Origin of the sequence: Shinella sp. M31 (assembly GCF_049199205.1) — a bacterium.
Classification (GTDB): domain Bacteria; phylum Pseudomonadota; class Alphaproteobacteria; order Rhizobiales; family Rhizobiaceae; genus Shinella.
On the sequence record NZ_JBLZPH010000029.1, the window covers coordinates 62204 to 79533 of the forward strand.

Consider the following 17330-nt stretch of genomic DNA (forward strand, 5'->3'; position numbering starts at 1 on the left):
CGCCTAGAGCATTTCCGGAGTGACATCTTGCCCGTCTTCAAGAACCTGCCCGCCGCCCCCGTCGCCGCCAAGAAGCCGGTGGAGGATACCCGTCACGGCATCACCCGCACCGACGACTATGCCTGGTTCCGCGACGAGAACTGGCAGGCGATGTTCAAGGATCCCTCGATCCTCCAGCCGGAAATCCGCACGCATCTGGAGGCCGAAAACGCCTATATGAACGCGGCGATGGCCGATACGGAAGCGTTGCAGAAGACGTTGTTTGCCGAGATGCGCGGCCGCATCAAGGAGGACGACAGCTCCGTGCCTGTCAAGGACGGCGCGTACGCCTACGGCACCGCCTATGTCACCGGCGGCGAGCAGCCGCGCTATTTCCGCGAGCCGCGCGACGGCGGCGAGCGCGTCGTCCTGCTCGATGGCGACAAGGAAGCGGCGGGCAAGGACTATTTCCGCCTCGCCGGCATCGATCATTCCACCGATCATTCCGTCAGCATCTGGGGCTATGACGACAAGGGCTCGGAATATTTCACGCTGAAGGTGCGCGATCTCGCGACCGGCGAGGACCGCCACGACACGCTCGTCAACACCGGCGGCGACGGCGTCTGGGCACCGGACGCGAAGAGCTTCTTCTACACCGCGCTCGACGAGAACCACCGCCCGTCGAAGATTTTTCACCACATCCTCGGCGAGCGGCAGGAGAACGACCGGCTGGTCTATGAGGAAAAGGATGCGGGCTTCTTCATGTCTGTCGGCGGCTCGCTGATCGACGATTTCATCTATATCGACATCCATGACCATGAGACGAGCGAATACCGCCTACTCTCGACCAAGGATCTGACGGCAACCCCGGTTCTCGTCGCGCCACGCCAGACGGGCCTCGAATATTCGATGACGGAGGGCGGCGACGTCTTCTACATCCTGACCAATGCCGATGGCGCCAAGGACTTCAAGATCATGCAGACGCCGGTGACGGCGCCGGGCCGCGAGAGCTGGGTGGATGTCGTGCCGCACCGCGCCGGCACGCTCATCCTCAACCACATGGCCTTTGCCCGCCACCTCGTCTGGCTGGAGCGCCATGAGGGCCTGCCGCGCATCATCGTGCGCGACCGCAAGAGCGGTGAGGAACACGCCATCGCCTTTGCCGAGGAAGCCTATTCGCTCGGCCTGTCGGGGGCTGCGGAATACGACACCGACGTCATCCGCTTCTCCTATTCCTCGATGACGACGCCCTCGCAGCTCTTCGACTACAACATGGCGACGCGCGAGCGCACGCTCCTGAAGACGCAGGAAGTGCCCTCCGGCCATAACCCGGATGACTACGTCACTCGCCGCGTCTTCGCGCCGGCCTGGGACGGCGAGACCGTTCCCGTCACGCTACTTTATCGCAAGGACACCCCGCTCGACGGCTCCGCGCCCTGCCTGCTCTACGGCTACGGCGCCTACGGCATCACCATTCCGGCGTCGTTCAACACCAATTGCCTGTCGCTGGTCGACCGCGGCTTCGTCTATGCCATCGCCCATATCCGCGGCGGCAAGGACAAGGGTTTTGCCTGGTACGAAAACGGCAAGATGGACAAGAAGACCAACACCTTCAAGGACTTCATCGCCGCGGCGGACTATCTGAATCAAGAGAAGTTCACGTCCTACGCGAACATCGTCGCGGAAGGCGGCTCGGCCGGCGGCATGCTGATGGGGGCGATCGCCAACATGGCGCCGGAAAAGTTCGGCGGCATCATCGCCGCCGTGCCCTTCGTCGATGTGCTGAACACCATGCTCGACGACACGCTGCCGCTCACCCCGCCGGAATGGCCCGAATGGGGCAACCCCATCGACAGCAAGGACTTTTATCAGCTGATGGCGAGCTATTCGCCCTACGACAATGTCGAGGCCAAGGCCTACCCCGCGATCCTCGCCCTCTCGGGCCTCACGGACCCGCGCGTCACCTATTGGGAACCGACCAAGTGGGTGGCGAAGCTGCGCGAGAAGACGACCGGCACCGAGCCGATCCTCCTCAAGACCAATATGGGCGCCGGCCACGGCGGCGCCTCCGGCCGCTTCCAGCGCCTGGAGGAAATCGCCTTCGAATACGCCTTCGCGATCAAGGTGGCCGGGAAGATGTAATTTTCGGGAGACCTCAAAAGAAAGGCCGGCGCCACGTTCGCGCCGGCCTTCGAGTTTCCGGTCAGGGGTCGTTTCTGACCGGGATCAGCGGAAGGCCCCGACGCAGGCCTGCAGGTCGTTCAGCATGGCTGTTGAGCCCTTGAGGCTGGTGCTGATATCGCCGATGCGGATGTGGCTGCCGCGTTTCAGGGCCTCGATGACGGAGCTGTCGCTGCCGAGATCGTAGGCGATCTCCTGGCGGCCATAGGCCTTGCCCCTGACATCGTAGCCCTTGCCGTCGTCGATCCAGTATTTCGCATCGCTCGCATAGCTGTCGGCATAGTCGTAGGATGCGTCCTGGAAGCCGAAGGTCACGTGGCCGTCGTCGTACCAGCGGAAGGCGGACGTGAGGTCGCCATCGCCGCGGCGGGTGGCGCGGCAGTTCAGGAAGCGGCGGTCGCTGCCGAAGTCGGCGACGATGTCCCAGCCGCCGACCGAGCGCGATGCGCGGTAGGGGTCGGCATCCGAGCCGTACCCGTCGTCGTGGCTCGCGCTGTTGCCGGTGTCCGCCGCATAGGCGTCTGTTTTGGTCTCGTGGCTCGCCTGGCTGGTCGAATGCTCGCTCGACGCATGTTCGTCCATCGGGAAATCGCGCAGCAGGTCGCGGTAGCGGTCGTAATAGCCGAGGCGGCGCACGTCGACGAATTCCAGCTCGTAATCCTCCAGCGAGCGCACGCTGTTGTCGCGGAAGCGCACAAGGCCGCGAAAGCGCAGGCAGCCGTCGCCGCAGTCGATCTCGTCGACATATTCGCGGGCATTGTCGTCGGGCGTCTTCACGGCGACGCCGAAGCCGTGGCGGCGCTCATCGTTGGTCGCGCGGAACATCAGCGATTGCGCGTAGCCATGGCGATCCTCATCGAAATAATCGTAGATCGACCGCTCTTCGCTCGGGCTCAGGTCATCCTGCGTCGCGACATGGATACGGCGCTCGGGGATGCTCGCCGAGGTGATGATGTTGCGCAGCCGTTCATGCGAATAGACCGTCGTGAAGTAGGAAATGTATTCGCAGCTTTCCGGCGGCGCCCAGAAGCGGAAATCGACGAGAACGAGCTGGCCGTCCTTGTAAAGATCGCCGAGCCGCCGGTCGCTGTCGTTGAAGGAGAAACGGCCGCAGGGATCGTGCTGGTCGTTGGAGAAGGTCAGGTAGGGCAGATTGCCCGTGTCCTCGTGCGTGCTCTCGAAACGCTTGCCGAGCAGGTCGATCTTGCGCTGCGCGATGGTCGAGAAGATGCCCTGCGGATAGCGGCTGAGATAGCGGTCATAAGCCTCGCGGTTGTCGGAGAGCGAGGCGAATTCGTAGAAGGCGATCTCGGCCTCGTCGACCTTCTCGTCCTTCGGGCTCAGCGCAAACTTGCCGTAGTCGGCATCGCTCTGCCAGATTTCCTGCTTGCCCTTGCTGCGCTCCTTGACGATCTCGCCGACCTTGCGGAAGGCGTCCTCCAGCGCGATGCCGGGAATGCTGATCGCATCGACGAAGGCCGAGGCGAAGGGGCTGATCGGCGTGCCCTCGTAATCGTAGCTCGTGCCGGGCGCGGAGGCATAGGCATAGTGGATGCCGGTGCCGCCCTTCGGCTTGGCGAGGCCCTCGGGAATATCGCGCAGCGTCTGGAACGGGTTTTCGTGGGCGGCGTCGAACAGCACGACCTTCAGGCCCTTGCCGATCTCGCGCAGCGCGTCGCTGACCTGCGAGACGGGCAGCGAGCGATTTCGCAAGCCCGTCAGGGTGCGGCCGGAGGCATCGGTCGGCAGCAGGAAATTGTCGCCGTCGAGCTGCACGGCATAGCCGGAGAAATAGATGAAGAGCACCGGGTCCTCGGCCTTCTCCGCACGGCGCGTGAAAGTGTTCAGCGCCGAGAGCATGGCGAGGTTGTCGGCATCGGTGACGCGGGTCACGTCGAAATCCGCCCGCTCCAGCGCCTCGCCGACCAAATCGATATCGTTCAGCGGGTTTTCCAGCGGCTCGGCATCCTCGTATTCGGCATTGCCGATGAGGAGCGCGTAACGCTCTGCGGCGAAGGCTGCCGGGGCAGCGAGGAGAAGAAGACAGCCGGCAAGCGCCGAAATCATGCGATAAACACTGCGCTGCACGTTATCCTCCCTCCGGGAAACGACATGGTGCGCCAGCCCTGCCGACCGGATGCACGCATGTTTGCTGAAGAAGGGAACGGACGGAACCGCGCGCTTATTCAGCCGCTTATTGAGAGGTTCATGAAATTCCATCTTTCACCGGCCGGCAAGGCCGGATGCGGGGACAAAAGCGGGAAGGCCGTGCCGGGAAAGGTTTTGTTGAGGCGGCGCTGATAGCGTCGCGCGCAGAACCGAATGGAAGCGCCATGATCCTTCTGACGCGCCCCGAGCCCAGCGAGGCCGGCATCGAGCACCGCGTGCTCCGCGACAGCACCGCCATGGCCGGTGCGGCGGCGGCGTGGCGCGACCTCGAGGCCCGGGCGGGCGATCCCCTCACCTATTTCCAGAGCGCCGACTGGTGCCTGAAGTGGATCGCGGTCTTTGGCGGGCCGACCTGCCGGCCGCAGGTGCATACGCTCTGGCAGGACGGACGGCTCGTCGCCGTCTGGCCGCTGATGCTCTCCGGCGGCCTCATCAGGCGGCTGGAGCCGCTTGGCGCGCCGCACGGCCAATATGCCAATCTGCTGGTCGATCCCGCCCATGGCGCGGCGGCGGTGCGCCGGCTGCTGGGCGGGCTTGCCGGCCACGACCTGCTGGTGCTCGATGGCGTGCCGGATGGTTCCGCGCTCGCCGGGCTGCTTGGCGAAACGCCGCCGCTGCCGTCGCTCGCCAACAGCGCCGCCATGCTGGACCTCTCGGCCTTCGCCACGCCGGAGGCCTATGCCGCCGCGCTCAGCAAGACGCAGCGCCGCAACCGCAACCGGCGGCGCAATGCGCTGGGCCGCGAAGGCGAACTTTCCTTCGCCATGCTGTTTCCCGGCGAGGCCGGTTTTGCCGAGGGTGTCGCGGCCTGCGTGGCGCACAAGCGCCAGTGGCTGCGCGAGACCGGCCGGCGCGGCACCGGGCTTGCCTTCGAAGGCTTCGACCGTTTCCTCGCCTCGCTTTCCGGCGATCGTGCAGTACTGTCCGGCGCCTGTCTTTCCATGCTGAAGGCCGGCGACCGGCTGATCGCGGGGGAAATCGGCTTCCTGCACCACGGCCACTACAACGCCTATCTCGGTGCCTTCGACTGGGCGTTGCGCGACGCCTCGCCCGGCAAGGTGCAGATGGACATGACGGTCTGCTGGCTGATCGAAAACGGCGTAAAAACCTACGACCTGCTCGGCAATCCTGCCGATTACAAGGAGAACTGGAGCAACCGCACGCTCGGCCTCCAGACCTATGCCCTGCCCTCGAGCCTGGCCGGCCGGGCCTATGCCGGCCTCTGGACCGCGCGGCTGCGCCCCGGCCTCAAGCGGCTCTATTATGCCCTGCCCTTCCGGCTGCGCCAGCTCGCCAAGGCCGGCTAGAACTATGGCCTTGGCCCCGATGATCGCGTGACGAGCCTTTCGTTTGCGCCGGCAAGACCCTATCTCTAGGTCACAGCAGCAGGAGCCGACGATCATGAGCGCCGCGACGATACCCTTCGACAACAGCTATGCGCGTCTGCCGGACGCCTTCTTCACGCCTGTTGATCCCACGCCGGTGGAGGCGCCGCAGCTGATCGTGTTCAACCGGGCGCTGGCCGAGGAGCTTGGCCTCGATGCCGGGATGCTGGAGCGGCATGGCGCGGCCTATTTCTCCGGCAACGTGGCGCTGCCCGGCTCGCTGCCGCTCGCCATGGCCTATGCCGGCCACCAGTTCGGCCAGTTCGTGCCGCGGCTCGGCGACGGGCGGGCGATCCTGATCGGCGAGGTCATCGACCACGCGGGCAAGCGCCGCGACATCCAGCTGAAAGGCGCGGGGCCGACGCCCTATTCGCGCCGTGGCGACGGGCGCGCGGCGCTCGGGCCGGTACTGCGCGAATATATCATCAGCGAAGCGATGCATGCGCTCGGCATCCCGACAACGCGGGCGCTGGCCGCCGTCACCACCGGCCAGCCGGTCTATCGCGACCGCATGCTGCCGGGCGCCGTCTTCACACGCGTCGCCGCCAGCCATATCCGCGTCGGCACCTTCCAGTTCTTTGCCGCCCGCGGTGAAGTCGACAACCTGCGCATCCTCGCCGACCATGTCATCGAGCGGCACTATCCGGATCTGAAGGGCGCCGAAAAGCCCACTCTCGCGCTGCTCGACGCGGTGGCGGAGCGGCAGGCGTCGCTGATCGCACGCTGGCTCGGCGTCGGTTTCATCCATGGCGTCATGAACACCGACAACATGACGATCTCGGGCGAGACGATCGATTTCGGCCCCTGCGCCTTCATGGATCGCTACGACCCGCGCACCGTCTTTTCCTCCATCGACCAGCACGGCCGCTACGCCTTCGGCAATCAGCCGGCCATCGGCCAATGGAACATCGCCCGCCTCGCCGAGGCGCTGCTGCCGATCCTCGACGACAACGAGGACAAGGCACTGGAGGCGGCGAATGCCGCCGTCGGCAGGTTCATGGACCGCTTCCAGGCCCATTGGAAAACCGTGATCCGCGCCAAGCTGGGCCTCGGCGACGACGAACGGGAGAGCGATCAGGACCTGATCCGCGACCTGCTCGTCACGCTCTACGAGCAGAAGGCCGACTATACGCTAGCCTTCCGCCGGCTCGCCGATGCGGCCGAGGACGAAAGCGCGGATACAGCCCTCGGCGCCCTCCTCGAGGACCCGGCGGCGCTCGGCCCCTGGCTTGCGGCGTGGCGCGAACGGCTGTCGCAGGATGCGACGGCACCTCAGGCCCGCGCGGCGGCGATGCGCAGGGTCAATCCCGCCTTCATCCCGCGCAACCACAAGGTCGAGGCGGCGCTGGCGGCGGCGATCGACGACGGCGATTTCTCGCTGTTTGCGGCGCTGAACGACGTACTTTCAAGGCCTTACGAGGACCAGCCGGCCTTTGCCGCCTATGCCGAACCGCCCAAACCCGGCGAGGAGATCACGGCCACATTCTGCGGCACCTGAAACGCATCCAAAGCATCGCAGCCATGCAAAATCGCGGGGCTCCGCGCATTGAAGCGTCACGGTTCCGCCCTAATTTCTCCTTCGTCCCTCCTTGAGCCGGACGTCATGTCGGCCCCTCTCCGCGCCGACATTGCCACGGAGACCATCATGTTGCTTTCACTCACTGCCACGCTCGTCGCCCTCATCGGTCTGGTGCTGACGGGCGGGGGCGGATGGCTGTTGTCGCTCGGCGGCAGCCCCTATTATCTCGTGACCGGCCTTGCCTTCCTGGTCACGGCCATCCTGCTGTTCCGCCGCTCCAGCGCGGCGCTCTGGCTTTATGCCCTGATCGTGCTCGGTTCGCTCGGCTGGGCGGTCTGGGAAGTCGGCTTCGACTGGTGGCAGCTCGGCCCGCGCGGCGGCGTCATCGTGCTCATCGGCCTGTGGCTGATGCTACCGGCGATCCGCCGGCCGCTCGGTTTTGCCAGCCCCACCGGCACGCGCTATCCCGCGTCGGCCCTGCCGCTCGCGGTGGCCTCGCTCGTCGCCATCGCCGTCGCCGGTTATTCGATGACGCAGGACCCGCACGATCTCTCCGGCGCGCTGCCGACGGATGTCGTCAACGCCACGCCGGCGCTCGGCGGGAATGTACCGGCGGGCGAGTGGCACCAGTATGGCCGCACGCAATACGGCCAGCGCTATTCGCCGCTCGACCAGATCAACAAGGACAACGTCTCGACGCTGAAGGTCGCCTGGCAATACCAGACCGGCGACGTAAAGAAGCCCGACGATGTCGGCGAGACCACCTATCAGGTGACGCCGCTCAAGGTGGGCGATACGCTGTACATGTGCACGCCGCACAATTGGGCCATCGCGCTCGATGCGGCGACCGGCAAGGAGAAGTGGAAATACGATTCCAACTCCGGTATGAACCCGGATCGCCAGCACCAGACCTGCCGCGGCGTGACCTACTACGCCGATCCGGCCGCCGCTGCCGGCACGGCCTGCGCCGCCCGCGTCTACCTGCCGACCTCGGATGCCCGCCTGATCGCGCTCGACGCCGCCACCGGAGACGTCTGCACGACCTTCGCCGAAAACGGCGTGCTGCATCTGGAAAAGGGCATGCCCTACAATCCGGCCGGCTACTATTACTCGACCTCGCCGCCCGTCATCACCGATGGCAAGATCATCATTGGCGGGGCGGTGAACGACAACTATTCGACGCAGGAACAGTCCGGCGTCATCCGCGCCTTCGACGTCAATTCCGGCCAGCTGATCTGGAACTGGGATTCCGGCAACCCGGACAGCACCACGCCACTGCCGGAAGGCCAGGTCTATACCGTCAACTCACCGAATTCCTGGTCGGTCTTCAGCTATGACGAGGCGCTCGGCCTCGTCTATATCCCGCTCGGCAACCAGGTGCCGGACCAGCTCGGCATGGGCCGCAGCGAGCATGTCGAAAAATTCTCCTCCTCCATCGTCGCGCTCGACATCAAGACCGGCGCCCTGCGCTGGGTGCGCCAGACCGTGCACCATGACCTCTGGGACATGGACGTGCCGGCCCAGCCAGCCCTGATCGACATCACCAAGGACGGCGCGTCCATTCCGGCCCTCGTCGGCCCGACCAAGCAGGGCGATATCTACGTGCTCGACCGGCGCACCGGCGAGCCGATCATCCCCGTCAAGGAGATTCCGGCACCGACCGGGGCGATCCCGGAAGATTTCACCGCGCCCACCCAGCCGATCTCCGACCTCACCTTCTCGCCGCCGCCGCTGACGGAAAAGAACATGTGGGGCGTCACCATGTTCGATCAGCTGGCCTGCCGCATCGATTTCCTGTCGATGAAATACGAGGGCCGCTACACGCCGCCGTCGCTGGAAGGCACGATCGTCTATCCCGGCAATTTCGGCACCTTCAACTGGGGGTCCGTCGCGGTCGATCCGGAGCGGCAGATCATGTTCGGAATGCCGACCTATCTCGCCTTCACCTCGCGGCTGGTGCCGCGCGATCAGGTGCCGCCGAAAGGTCAGGACGAGAAGGGTTCCGAACAAGGTCTCAACCGCAATGACGGCGCGCCCTATGGCGTCTTCATGGGCCCGTTCCTCGGCCCGCTCGGCATTCCCTGCCAGGCGCCGCCATGGGGCTATGTCGCGGGTGCCGATCTTGCGACCGGCAAGACAGCCTGGAAGCACAAGAACGGCACGGTCATGGACATGACGCCGCTGCCGCTGCCCTTCAAGGTCGGCGTGCCCGGCATCGGCGGCCCCATGCTCACCAAGGGCGGCGTCGCCTTCCTCGGGGCGGCGGTGGACAACTACATCCGCGCCTATGACGTGACGACCGGCCGCCAGCTCTGGCAAGGCCGCCTTCCCGCCGGCGGACAGGCGACCCCGATGACCTATACGGCCGGCGACAAGCAATATGTGCTGATCGTCGCCGGTGGCCACGGCTCCGTCGGCACCAAGCCGGGCGATTACGTGATCGCCTATACGCTGCCGTAGCGCCGACAAGTCTCGCAAAAGCTGCAACCGCTAAAGGTCTCCCTGACTATTTTTCAGGGAGACCTTTTCCATGAAGATCGACGGCAGCCTCATTTCCGCCTACACACCCAGCCGGCTGCGCGTGACGAGCGACGAGAGCACCTACTCGAGCGGCGGCACGGCAACCGCGCACAACATCCCGACCGTCGGCCCGGCAAGTCCACTGCCGAAAGGTCTTGCGAATGCGCTATGGCTGGCCAACGCCAAGCAGGAAAAGGCGCAGCAGGCCCGCGACGATCTGATGTCGGAATTCACGGAACTCGCCAGGATGACACCCGCCGAGCGCATCCGTAAAGAAATCCTGGACGAGATGGGCCTTACCGAGGAGGCCCTCGCCGCCATGCCGAAAGAGGAGCGCGAGGCTACTGAAGAGAAAATCCGCCGCGTCCTCAAGGAGCGGCTCGGCATCGACGAAACCCAACAGGCCGGCGTCGTGGAAGGGCAAGCCACCACCGGCACGGAGGAAGCGGAGGCCTGACCGCCCTCCGCTTCATCTCCCCTTCTGATTTCTGCGGCCGCGATGAAACCGATTGACAATCGCCGCGAAACGGAGAATATCGCGACCATGATCAAGAGCACGCACATCGCCGCAACGTATTTTTGGCTGTTCCGATAGGAGCGGCTGTTTGATCATGTCAACAAGCCGCCATCAGGCGGCTTTGTTGTTTTAAGGGCACCTGATGGCAGAAAACCAAGGAGCCCGACATGCACAACACCGTCATCAAGCTTGAACCCGCCGCCATCGAACGACCGCCGATGCTGACCATCCGCGCGGCGCGCCAGGGCGATCTCCAGCAGATCCTCGACATGATCGCGCTGCTGGCCGAATGCCATGGCGATGCCGCCAAAATCTCCGCCGTGAGCCTCGACCGCGATCTTTTCGGCCCCAACCCCTGGATCACCGCCCTCGTCGCCGAAGCGGAAGGGCGGCTGATCGGATATGCGCTTCTGGTACCGACATACCGGGCGACGGAAGGCCTGCGCGGCATGGACCTGCACCATCTGTTCGTGCGTGACGGCCACCGCGCGCATGGCATCGGCCGGCACCTCGTCTCCCGCGCCCGCGAACATGCCCGCATCGCCGGCTGCGCCTACCTCACCGTCAGCGCCGCCACTGGCAATTTCGGCGCCCACCGCTTCTACGAGCAGATGAATTTCCGCGCCGGCCCCGTCACCGGCATGCGCTATGTCCAGGCTCTAGGCTAAGGCATCACACACGAGGAGGATACCGACATGACGAAGCGACTGGCAATCGTGCTGACCGAGGGTTACGCCGACTGGGAATGCGGGCTCCTGATGGCGACCGCGCGCCACGAATGCGGCGCCGAGACGGTCATCCTCACCCCCGGCGGCAGGGACGTCACGTCGCTCGGCGGCGTCCGGGTAAAGTCTGCCGGCGCGGCGGAAGATGCCGATCCCGCCCTCTTCGACGTGCTGGTTCTGTGCGGCGGCACGATCTGGCAGAGCGACGACGTGCCCGACCTCTCGGCTTCGGTCACGCGCTTCATCGACGCTGGCAAGCCGGTCGCCGGCATCTGCGACGCCACATTGGCGCTCGGCCGCCTCGGCCTGCTCGATACGCGCGCCCATACCGGCAACTATACCAGCCAGCTCAAGGACGTCGTGCCGGCCTATCGGGGTGCCGCCCTCTACCGCGACCAGCCACAAGCCGTGCGCGACAGCGGCGTCATCACCGCTTCGGGTGCCGCACCGGTGACCTTCGCACGGGAAGTTCTGGACGCCATCGGGCTCGGCTCGCCGGAGCTGTTCGACTATCTCGGCATGTATGGCGACGAGCACCGCAAGGCGGGCGGCTGAGACCCGCTTGCAGCGCTCCTGAAGCGGCATCTCCGCCCCAGGCAGGGCGGAGCCGGCAGCATGGACAAGCCCGTCAGCCGTGCCGGGCGGACTCGATTGCGGCGACGTCGATCTTCTTCATCTTCATCATGGCGTCGAAAGCGCGTTTGGCCTCGGCGCCGCCGGCCTTCATGGCGTCCATGAGGACGCGCGGGGTGATCTGCCAGGAGAGGCCCCACTTGTCCTTGCACCAGCCGCATTCGCTTTCCTGGCCGCCATTGCCGACGATGGCGTCCCAGTAGCGATCGGTCTCGGCCTGATCCTCGGTCGAGATCTGGAAGGAGAACGATTCGTTGTGCTTGAACATCGGGCCGCCGTTCAGGCCGATGCAGGCGACGCCGGCGACCGTGAATTCGACGACCAGCACCTCGCCCTCTCTGCCGTCAGGATAATCGCCGGGCGCCCGCACGATGGCGCCGACGGCGCTGTCCGGAAAGGTCTTGGCATAAAAGCGGGCGGCCTCTTCGGCATCCTTATCGAACCACAGGCAAATCGTGTTCTTGGCCATTGCAGCATCCTCTCGTTCTGACTGGCGGGTCGTCGGCGACGATCCCATGCCTTGAAGACGCAGGCGTCGACGCCGATCCGACAGCAGGGCAGAAAAAATTCTGCAGGGGCAGTTCAGTGCGCGGGAATGGCCTTCAGATAGGCCGCGATCGCCTCGCGGTCCGCCTTCGGCAGCTGTGCCATGTTCTTCTGCACCGCGACCATCGCCCCGCCGACGCTGTCGAAATCGGGGGTAAAGCCGGTTTCGAGATAGTTGACGATATCGCCGGCGCTCCAGCTGCCGAAGCCGCCTTCGGCGGGCGTGATGTTGGGGATGCGCCCCTCACCTTCCGGGTTCGGCCCGCCGGCGAGCCACTGGTCGACCTTCAGGCCGCCCAGCGTGTCGCGCGGCGTGTGGCACTCGCCACAATGGCCGGGGCCTTCGACGAGATACTGGCCGTGTTTGACCACCGCGTCGACATCGGCGAGCGTCACGCGCGGCGCGTCGTTGAGATAGAGGAACTTCCAGCCACCGAGCGACAGGCGGATGTTGAAGGGGAACGGCAGCTCGTGTTCCGGCGCGACATTCGTGCTCTTCGGCAGGGTCTTCAGGTAGCCGTAGAGGTCGCCGACATCCTTCACCGTCATGCGCGTGTAGGAAGCGTAGGGGAAGGACGGGTAGAGATGCTCGCCGTTCCTGCCCGTGCCGCGCTTCATGGCGTCGCCGAATTCGGCCAGAGTCCAGGCGCCGATGCCGGCGGTCTCGTCGGGGGAAATATTGGGGGCATAGAAGGTGCCGAAGGGGCTCTTCAGCGCAAGGCCGCCGGCCAGCACGGTCTTCTGGTCGTCGGCAGCACCCGGTGCTGCGTGACAGCTCGAACAGCCGCCGGCATGGAAGATGCGCTCGCCATTCGCCAGATCCGGTTCGCCGGCAGCAAGCCAGGTTTCAGCGGGAAGGCGCTCGGGCGCGGTGATGAACAGGAACGCGCCGACGCCGACCGCGCCCAGCACGACGATGCCGCCGATGAGTTTCCCGAGAGCCATGCGCCGTTTCCTCTTGCTGATCCGAAATCCGGCTCCGGCAGCGCCGGAACGGAAAGACACCGCCCCGGCGGCCGGCGCCGGGACAGTGAGCATTTTGGGAGGGATGGTCCGGTCTACCGCTTATTTCTTGACGCGGTAGACCTCATGACAGCCGCCGCAATTCTTGCCGATCGTGCCGAGCGCGGCGGCCACGCCCGCCTGGTCGGCCGGCAGGCTTGCCAGCACCGCATCGGCATCGGCGCCGAACTTGGCGGCATGGGCCTTGAAGTCGTCCATCTGCTCCCAGATCTTCGGGCTCGCTTCCGTCTCGTGGCCCGTTTCGGAGCCGGCCGGGAACTGTTCCGGGAAAGCCTTGGCGACTTCGCTCATCGTGGTCAGCGATGCCTTGACGATCTCGGCGTCATAGGGCTTTTCGCCTTTGGCGATGCCGGCGAGCGCGCCCATGGCGCCGCCGACCTTCTTCATCATTTCCTGGCGGACGACCTGGGGTTCATCCGCCGCCACGACGGCGCCCGCGCCGATGAGGGCAAGCGCGGCCGCGGCCGCCAAGGTTTTGAACTTCATCGATTGCTCCCGATTCTGGCGGGCGGTTGTGTCCGCTCCGCCGGTTTGACGATGCGTCGCCATGATTGCATTTTAGGAACTCGATGAAAGTAAAATCTTTTTGACGGCCGAAATCCAGAGCATTTCCGGTGAACTCCGGTTCACCGGAAATGCTCTGGTGTTCTGTTTTACCGCATTGTCCGACGCCGAAGCGAACTCGCTTCGGCTGGAAATGCTCTAGGCGGATCAGACGCTGCCCCATCCCCGCCACAGGGTAACGACGGCGATGACGACCAGGAGCACGCCGGCCGCGCGGCCGATGAAGCGCGTGATCGCCGGGTTGCCGGTCAGCGCATCGCGGCTGCGGGCCGCCGCCAGCGCCAGCCCGCCATAGACGGCAAGCTGCGTCACCCAGATGACCAGCAGCATGATCGCCGCCTGCCGCCAGACGGGGCCGAATTCCGGGCGCAGGAACTGCGGAAAGACGGCCAGCATGAAGAGATAGGCCTTCGGGTTCATCAGGCTGGTCAGCGCGCCCTGGCGGAAGCGCGTGACGAGGCCGCGCCGGTCTATGCCGTCGACGGCATCGATGACGATGGAGCTGCGAAACAACTGCCAGCCGATCCAGGCGACATAGAGCGCGCCGGCGACCAGCAGCGCATTGAAGAGCTGCGGTGCGAAATGCAAGAGCACGCCGACGCCGAGCGCGGCATAGAGCGTGTGCACCAACCCGCCCGCCATGATGCCGAAGGTCGCCGAGAGCCCGGCCTTGCGCCCGCCCGACAGGGAGCTCGCCATGACGAAGACCATGTCCATGCCCGGCACGACGATGATGCCCGAGACGAGCAGGAAGAAGAGCCAGAGATTTTCGCTGTAGGTCATGTCAGTTGTCCATTGCCGTTTTTTGCGCGGCGGCCCTATGCTGCCTTTTGTTTCAAGCGCTTGGTGCGTGCTATAACGGAGGCCAACTGACAGGGATGTGTCAGTTGTGATGGAGAAACCGATGCGCAAAGCCTCGCGGCTGTTCGAGATCATCCAGATATTGCGGCTCGCCCGCTTGCCCGTTACCGCCGCCGAGATCGCCGCCCGGCTGGAGGTGACGGCGCGCTCGATCTATCGCGACATCGCGGCCCTTCAGGCGATGCGCGTGCCCGTCGAGGGTGAGCGCGGCATCGGCTACATCCTGCGCCCGGGCTTCGACCTGCCGCCGCTGATGTTTTCCATCGAGGAGACGGAGGCCATCGTCCTGGCGCTGGCGCTGCTGGAGCGCACCGGCGACACGGAACTGAAGGCCGCCGCCGGCCGCGTCGCCGACAAGATTGCCGGTGCCGTGCCGCCGCCACTGCGCCATACGCTCTCGGCCCGCGCGCTGCATGCCTGGGGCAGCGTGCCGCGCCAGCCCGAGGGCATCGACCTTGCCACGGTACGCCGCGCCATCCGCGACGAGGAAAAGCTCTCGATCGACTACCGCGACGAATATGCCCGCGCCACCGAACGCACCGTCCGCCCCATCGCCCTCATCTACTATTCGGAAACGGCCAACATCGTCGCCTGGTGCGAACTGCGCCAAGCCATCCGCAACTTCCGCGCCGACCGGGTGGAGGCTTGCGAGAGGACAGAGGCGTATTTTCGCGGCGAAGGGGATAAGCTCAGGCAATTGTGGATTGCCGGGTGGGCGGAGAACCGGGCGGCGCCACCCTAATCCGGCCATTCGCCGGATGGCCAGTCCCGCGCCGTATGAATGACGCGCAGGACGAACAGCGTTTCGCGGCCGTCCATCACCTCCAGGCCATAGGCGATCACATAGGGAAAGCCAGCCACCGATTTCTCATAGGTCCCACCGACACGGCCGGGTCGACCGATGGCGCGCTCGCCGAGCAGACGAACGGCGGTATCGATTCGCTGGGTAACGGCACGGGCGGCAGCAGGGTCATCAAGAGCGATGTGGCGCACCTGATCTTTGAGATCATCGAGCGCCGCACGCGACCAGCGGACGAGCCGCTTCACCCTCTTTCGCGCTCGGCGGCGTCGATTGCGGCATTCAATTCGGCCATAGCATCATCATGCGTGACCGTCCGCCCGTTGCGGATATCGGCAAGCCCTTCATTGATCCCATCGACGATGGCAAGCTCCCTCGCGACATAGGCCTCGACGGCTTCCGCCGCGAGAAACGACCGGCTGCGCCTTGTATCCGCCGCCAGTCTGTCCAGCCGCTCCTTCAGATCCGTGCTGACGCGGATCCTCATCGTTGTGCTGCTCATTGTGATCACCCGTGCTGAGATGTGTACATACTAACACAAACCGCAGGGATGCACAGGACAAACAAAAACCCCGGCCGCTTCCGACCGGGGTTTCCGAAATTCCACTGCGCGCGAAAATTACTTCGTGGCGGCTTCGTAGCGCTCCAGGACGTAGTCCCAGTTGATCAGGCTGTCGACGAAGGCTTCGAGGTATTTCGGGCGGGCGTTGCGGTAGTCGATGTAATAAGAGTGTTCCCACACGTCGACGCCGAGGATCGGCTCTGCGCCGTGAACCAGCGGGTTTTCGCCGTTCGGGGTCTTGGAGATGGCGAGCTTGCCGTCCTTGACGGAGAGCCAGGCCCAGCCCGAGCCGAACTGCGTGGTGCCGGCGGCGATGAAATCGGTGCGGAACTTGTCGTAGCCGCCGAGATCGCTGTCGATGGCCTTCTGCAGGGCGCCCGGCAGGCTCTTGCCGCCGCCGTCCTTCTTCAGCCACTTCCAGAAATGGACGTGGTTGTAGTGCTGGCCGGCATTGTTGAAGAGGCCCTGGTTGGTGCCGTAGGACTTCTTGACGATCTCTTCGAGCGAGAGGTTGGCGAGACCGGCTTCTTCCGCCAGCTTGTTGCCGTTGTCGACATAGGCCTTGTGGTGCTTGTCGTGGTGATATTCGAGCGTTTCGCGCGACATGAAGGGCGCGAGTGCATCGTAATCATAGGGAAGCGGCGGAAGTTCGAAAGCCATCTGGTGTCTCCTCATTGTTTAGGCGCAGGCCCCGGATGCAACAGCGTTGCGCTTTTGCTGGACCTGCTCCGGCGACGGAATTTTTGGAAGGAAATCCGTGACCGGAACATAGGAGCGGCAACCGGAAGAGGCAACCGCCAGCATTCCAATTTTTCCGGGCCTTGGACAAAATCCTTGCTGTTTTGCGTGCGAGATCAAGGACGAAGCGGAACGAATTGCGATTCGAAACATTTTGTCCGTCCCCGCCAACCCGGAGCTTTTCATGCGCGCCCTTCCCCTTGCCCTTCTCACCCTCTCGCTTGCCGCCCCGCTGGCGCACGCCTCCTCCTCCGAAGCGTGGGAGGAATTCCGCGCCGACGTGGAAAAGAGCTGCCTGGCAAGCCTGCCCGAGGCGTTGGGAACGCCGACCGTCTTCGTCGAGCCGACCGGCACCCAGTCCTTCGGCATCGCCGCCGTGGAAGGGCTTTCGCCGGAGGCCAAGAGCCAGATCACCTATGTCTGCATCTACGACAAGCAGAAGAAGACGGTGGAGATGTCTCCGCCGATCGCCGCCGAGTTCCTGCATGTGGTGCGCGAAAGCGAACGCGCGGCGGCAGCGGAAAAGAAGGCCGCGACCGGCGACAACAAGACCGAGGATGCGGCGGGGCAGGAATAGCGCCGCCACTCCATCCCTTAAAGCAGAAGAGG

17 protein-coding genes are annotated in these 17330 nt (G+C 64.9%); 9 read left to right on the top strand and 8 right to left on the bottom strand.

Annotation, left to right across the window (positions count from 1 at the left end):
* Positions 1 to 27: 27 nt before the first annotated feature.
* On the top strand, positions 28 to 2121 hold the full coding sequence (locus ACOZKU_RS05045) for a S9 family peptidase (protein WP_421577923.1): 2094 nt from the start codon (positions 28 to 30) through the stop codon (positions 2119 to 2121).
* Positions 2122 to 2205: 84 nt separating this feature from the next.
* On the opposite strand, the gene ACOZKU_RS05050 is transcribed toward ACOZKU_RS05045, so the two are convergent.
* Positions 2206 to 4248, bottom strand: a complete 2043-nt coding sequence (locus tag ACOZKU_RS05050) for a caspase family protein (protein WP_421577924.1) — start codon at positions 4246 to 4248, stop codon at positions 2206 to 2208.
* Between the two features lie 245 nt (positions 4249 to 4493).
* Between ACOZKU_RS05050 and ACOZKU_RS05055 the strand changes: the two genes are divergently transcribed.
* From ACOZKU_RS05055 to ACOZKU_RS05080, 6 genes are all read left to right on the top strand, one after another.
* Positions 4494 to 5636 carry a GNAT family N-acetyltransferase gene (locus tag ACOZKU_RS05055; protein WP_421577925.1) on the top strand — a complete coding sequence of 381 codons (1143 nt, stop codon included), beginning with the start codon at positions 4494 to 4496 and terminating at the stop codon, positions 5634 to 5636.
* Positions 5637 to 5730: 94 nt separating this feature from the next.
* Positions 5731 to 7212, top strand: coding sequence for a protein adenylyltransferase SelO (locus ACOZKU_RS05060; RefSeq protein WP_421577926.1), 1482 nt, complete (start codon positions 5731 to 5733; stop codon positions 7210 to 7212).
* Positions 7213 to 7359: 147 nt separating this feature from the next.
* A complete protein-coding gene (locus ACOZKU_RS05065; RefSeq protein ID WP_421577927.1) occupies positions 7360 to 9693 on the top strand; it encodes a glucose/quinate/shikimate family membrane-bound PQQ-dependent dehydrogenase in 2334 nt (777 codons plus the stop codon).
* A gap of 70 nt (positions 9694 to 9763) precedes the next feature.
* Positions 9764 to 10210, top strand: a complete 447-nt coding sequence (locus ACOZKU_RS05070) for a hypothetical protein (protein ID WP_421577928.1) — start codon at positions 9764 to 9766, stop codon at positions 10208 to 10210.
* A 227-nt stretch (positions 10211 to 10437) separates the two neighbouring features.
* Positions 10438 to 10938, top strand: a complete 501-nt coding sequence (locus ACOZKU_RS05075) for a GNAT family N-acetyltransferase (protein ID WP_421577929.1) — start codon at positions 10438 to 10440, stop codon at positions 10936 to 10938.
* A gap of 27 nt (positions 10939 to 10965) precedes the next feature.
* Positions 10966 to 11550, top strand: coding sequence for a DJ-1/PfpI family protein (locus ACOZKU_RS05080; protein ID WP_421577930.1), 585 nt, complete (start codon positions 10966 to 10968; stop codon positions 11548 to 11550).
* 73 nt (positions 11551 to 11623) lie between these two features.
* Here ACOZKU_RS05080 and ACOZKU_RS05085 read toward each other — a convergent pair whose 3' ends face one another.
* The 4 genes from ACOZKU_RS05085 to ACOZKU_RS05100 form a co-directional block, all read right to left on the bottom strand.
* Positions 11624 to 12097, bottom strand: coding sequence for a VOC family protein (locus ACOZKU_RS05085; protein ID WP_421577932.1), 474 nt, complete (start codon positions 12095 to 12097; stop codon positions 11624 to 11626).
* Positions 12098 to 12210: 113 nt separating this feature from the next.
* Positions 12211 to 13119, bottom strand: a complete 909-nt coding sequence (locus ACOZKU_RS05090; protein ID WP_421577933.1) for a c-type cytochrome — start codon at positions 13117 to 13119, stop codon at positions 12211 to 12213.
* A 120-nt stretch (positions 13120 to 13239) separates the two neighbouring features.
* Positions 13240 to 13683 carry a c-type cytochrome gene (locus ACOZKU_RS05095; RefSeq protein WP_421577935.1) on the bottom strand — a complete coding sequence of 148 codons (444 nt, stop codon included), beginning with the start codon at positions 13681 to 13683 and terminating at the stop codon, positions 13240 to 13242.
* A gap of 225 nt (positions 13684 to 13908) precedes the next feature.
* Positions 13909 to 14544: a LysE family translocator gene (locus ACOZKU_RS05100; RefSeq protein WP_314087468.1), complete on the bottom strand. Its 636-nt coding sequence runs from the start codon at positions 14542 to 14544 to the stop codon at positions 13909 to 13911.
* Positions 14545 to 14665: 121 nt separating this feature from the next.
* Between ACOZKU_RS05100 and ACOZKU_RS05105 the strand changes: the two genes are divergently transcribed.
* Positions 14666 to 15364 (top strand): helix-turn-helix transcriptional regulator, encoded by a 699-nt coding sequence (locus tag ACOZKU_RS05105; protein WP_421577936.1) that lies wholly within the window; start codon positions 14666 to 14668, stop codon positions 15362 to 15364.
* Here ACOZKU_RS05105 and ACOZKU_RS05110 read toward each other — a convergent pair.
* The 3 genes from ACOZKU_RS05110 to ACOZKU_RS05120 all read right to left on the bottom strand — a co-directional run bounded on the left by ACOZKU_RS05110 (position 15361) and on the right by ACOZKU_RS05120 (position 16643).
* Positions 15361 to 15669 (bottom strand): type II toxin-antitoxin system RelE/ParE family toxin, encoded by a 309-nt coding sequence (locus tag ACOZKU_RS05110; RefSeq protein WP_421577937.1) that lies wholly within the window; start codon positions 15667 to 15669, stop codon positions 15361 to 15363. The genes ACOZKU_RS05105 and ACOZKU_RS05110 overlap by 4 nt on opposite strands.
* Positions 15666 to 15923 carry a CopG family ribbon-helix-helix protein gene (locus ACOZKU_RS05115; RefSeq protein ID WP_421577939.1) on the bottom strand — a complete coding sequence of 86 codons (258 nt, stop codon included), beginning with the start codon at positions 15921 to 15923 and terminating at the stop codon, positions 15666 to 15668. The genes ACOZKU_RS05110 and ACOZKU_RS05115 overlap by 4 nt, the downstream gene beginning before the upstream one ends.
* Before the next feature lie 117 nt (positions 15924 to 16040).
* Positions 16041 to 16643, bottom strand: a complete 603-nt coding sequence (locus ACOZKU_RS05120; RefSeq protein WP_314087462.1) for a superoxide dismutase — start codon at positions 16641 to 16643, stop codon at positions 16041 to 16043.
* 262 nt (positions 16644 to 16905) lie between these two features.
* Here ACOZKU_RS05120 and ACOZKU_RS05125 point away from each other — a divergent pair, with 262 nt between their 5' ends.
* Positions 16906 to 17298, top strand: a complete 393-nt coding sequence (locus tag ACOZKU_RS05125) for a hypothetical protein (protein WP_314087460.1) — start codon at positions 16906 to 16908, stop codon at positions 17296 to 17298.
* The last annotated feature ends 32 nt before the right edge of the window (positions 17299 to 17330 follow it).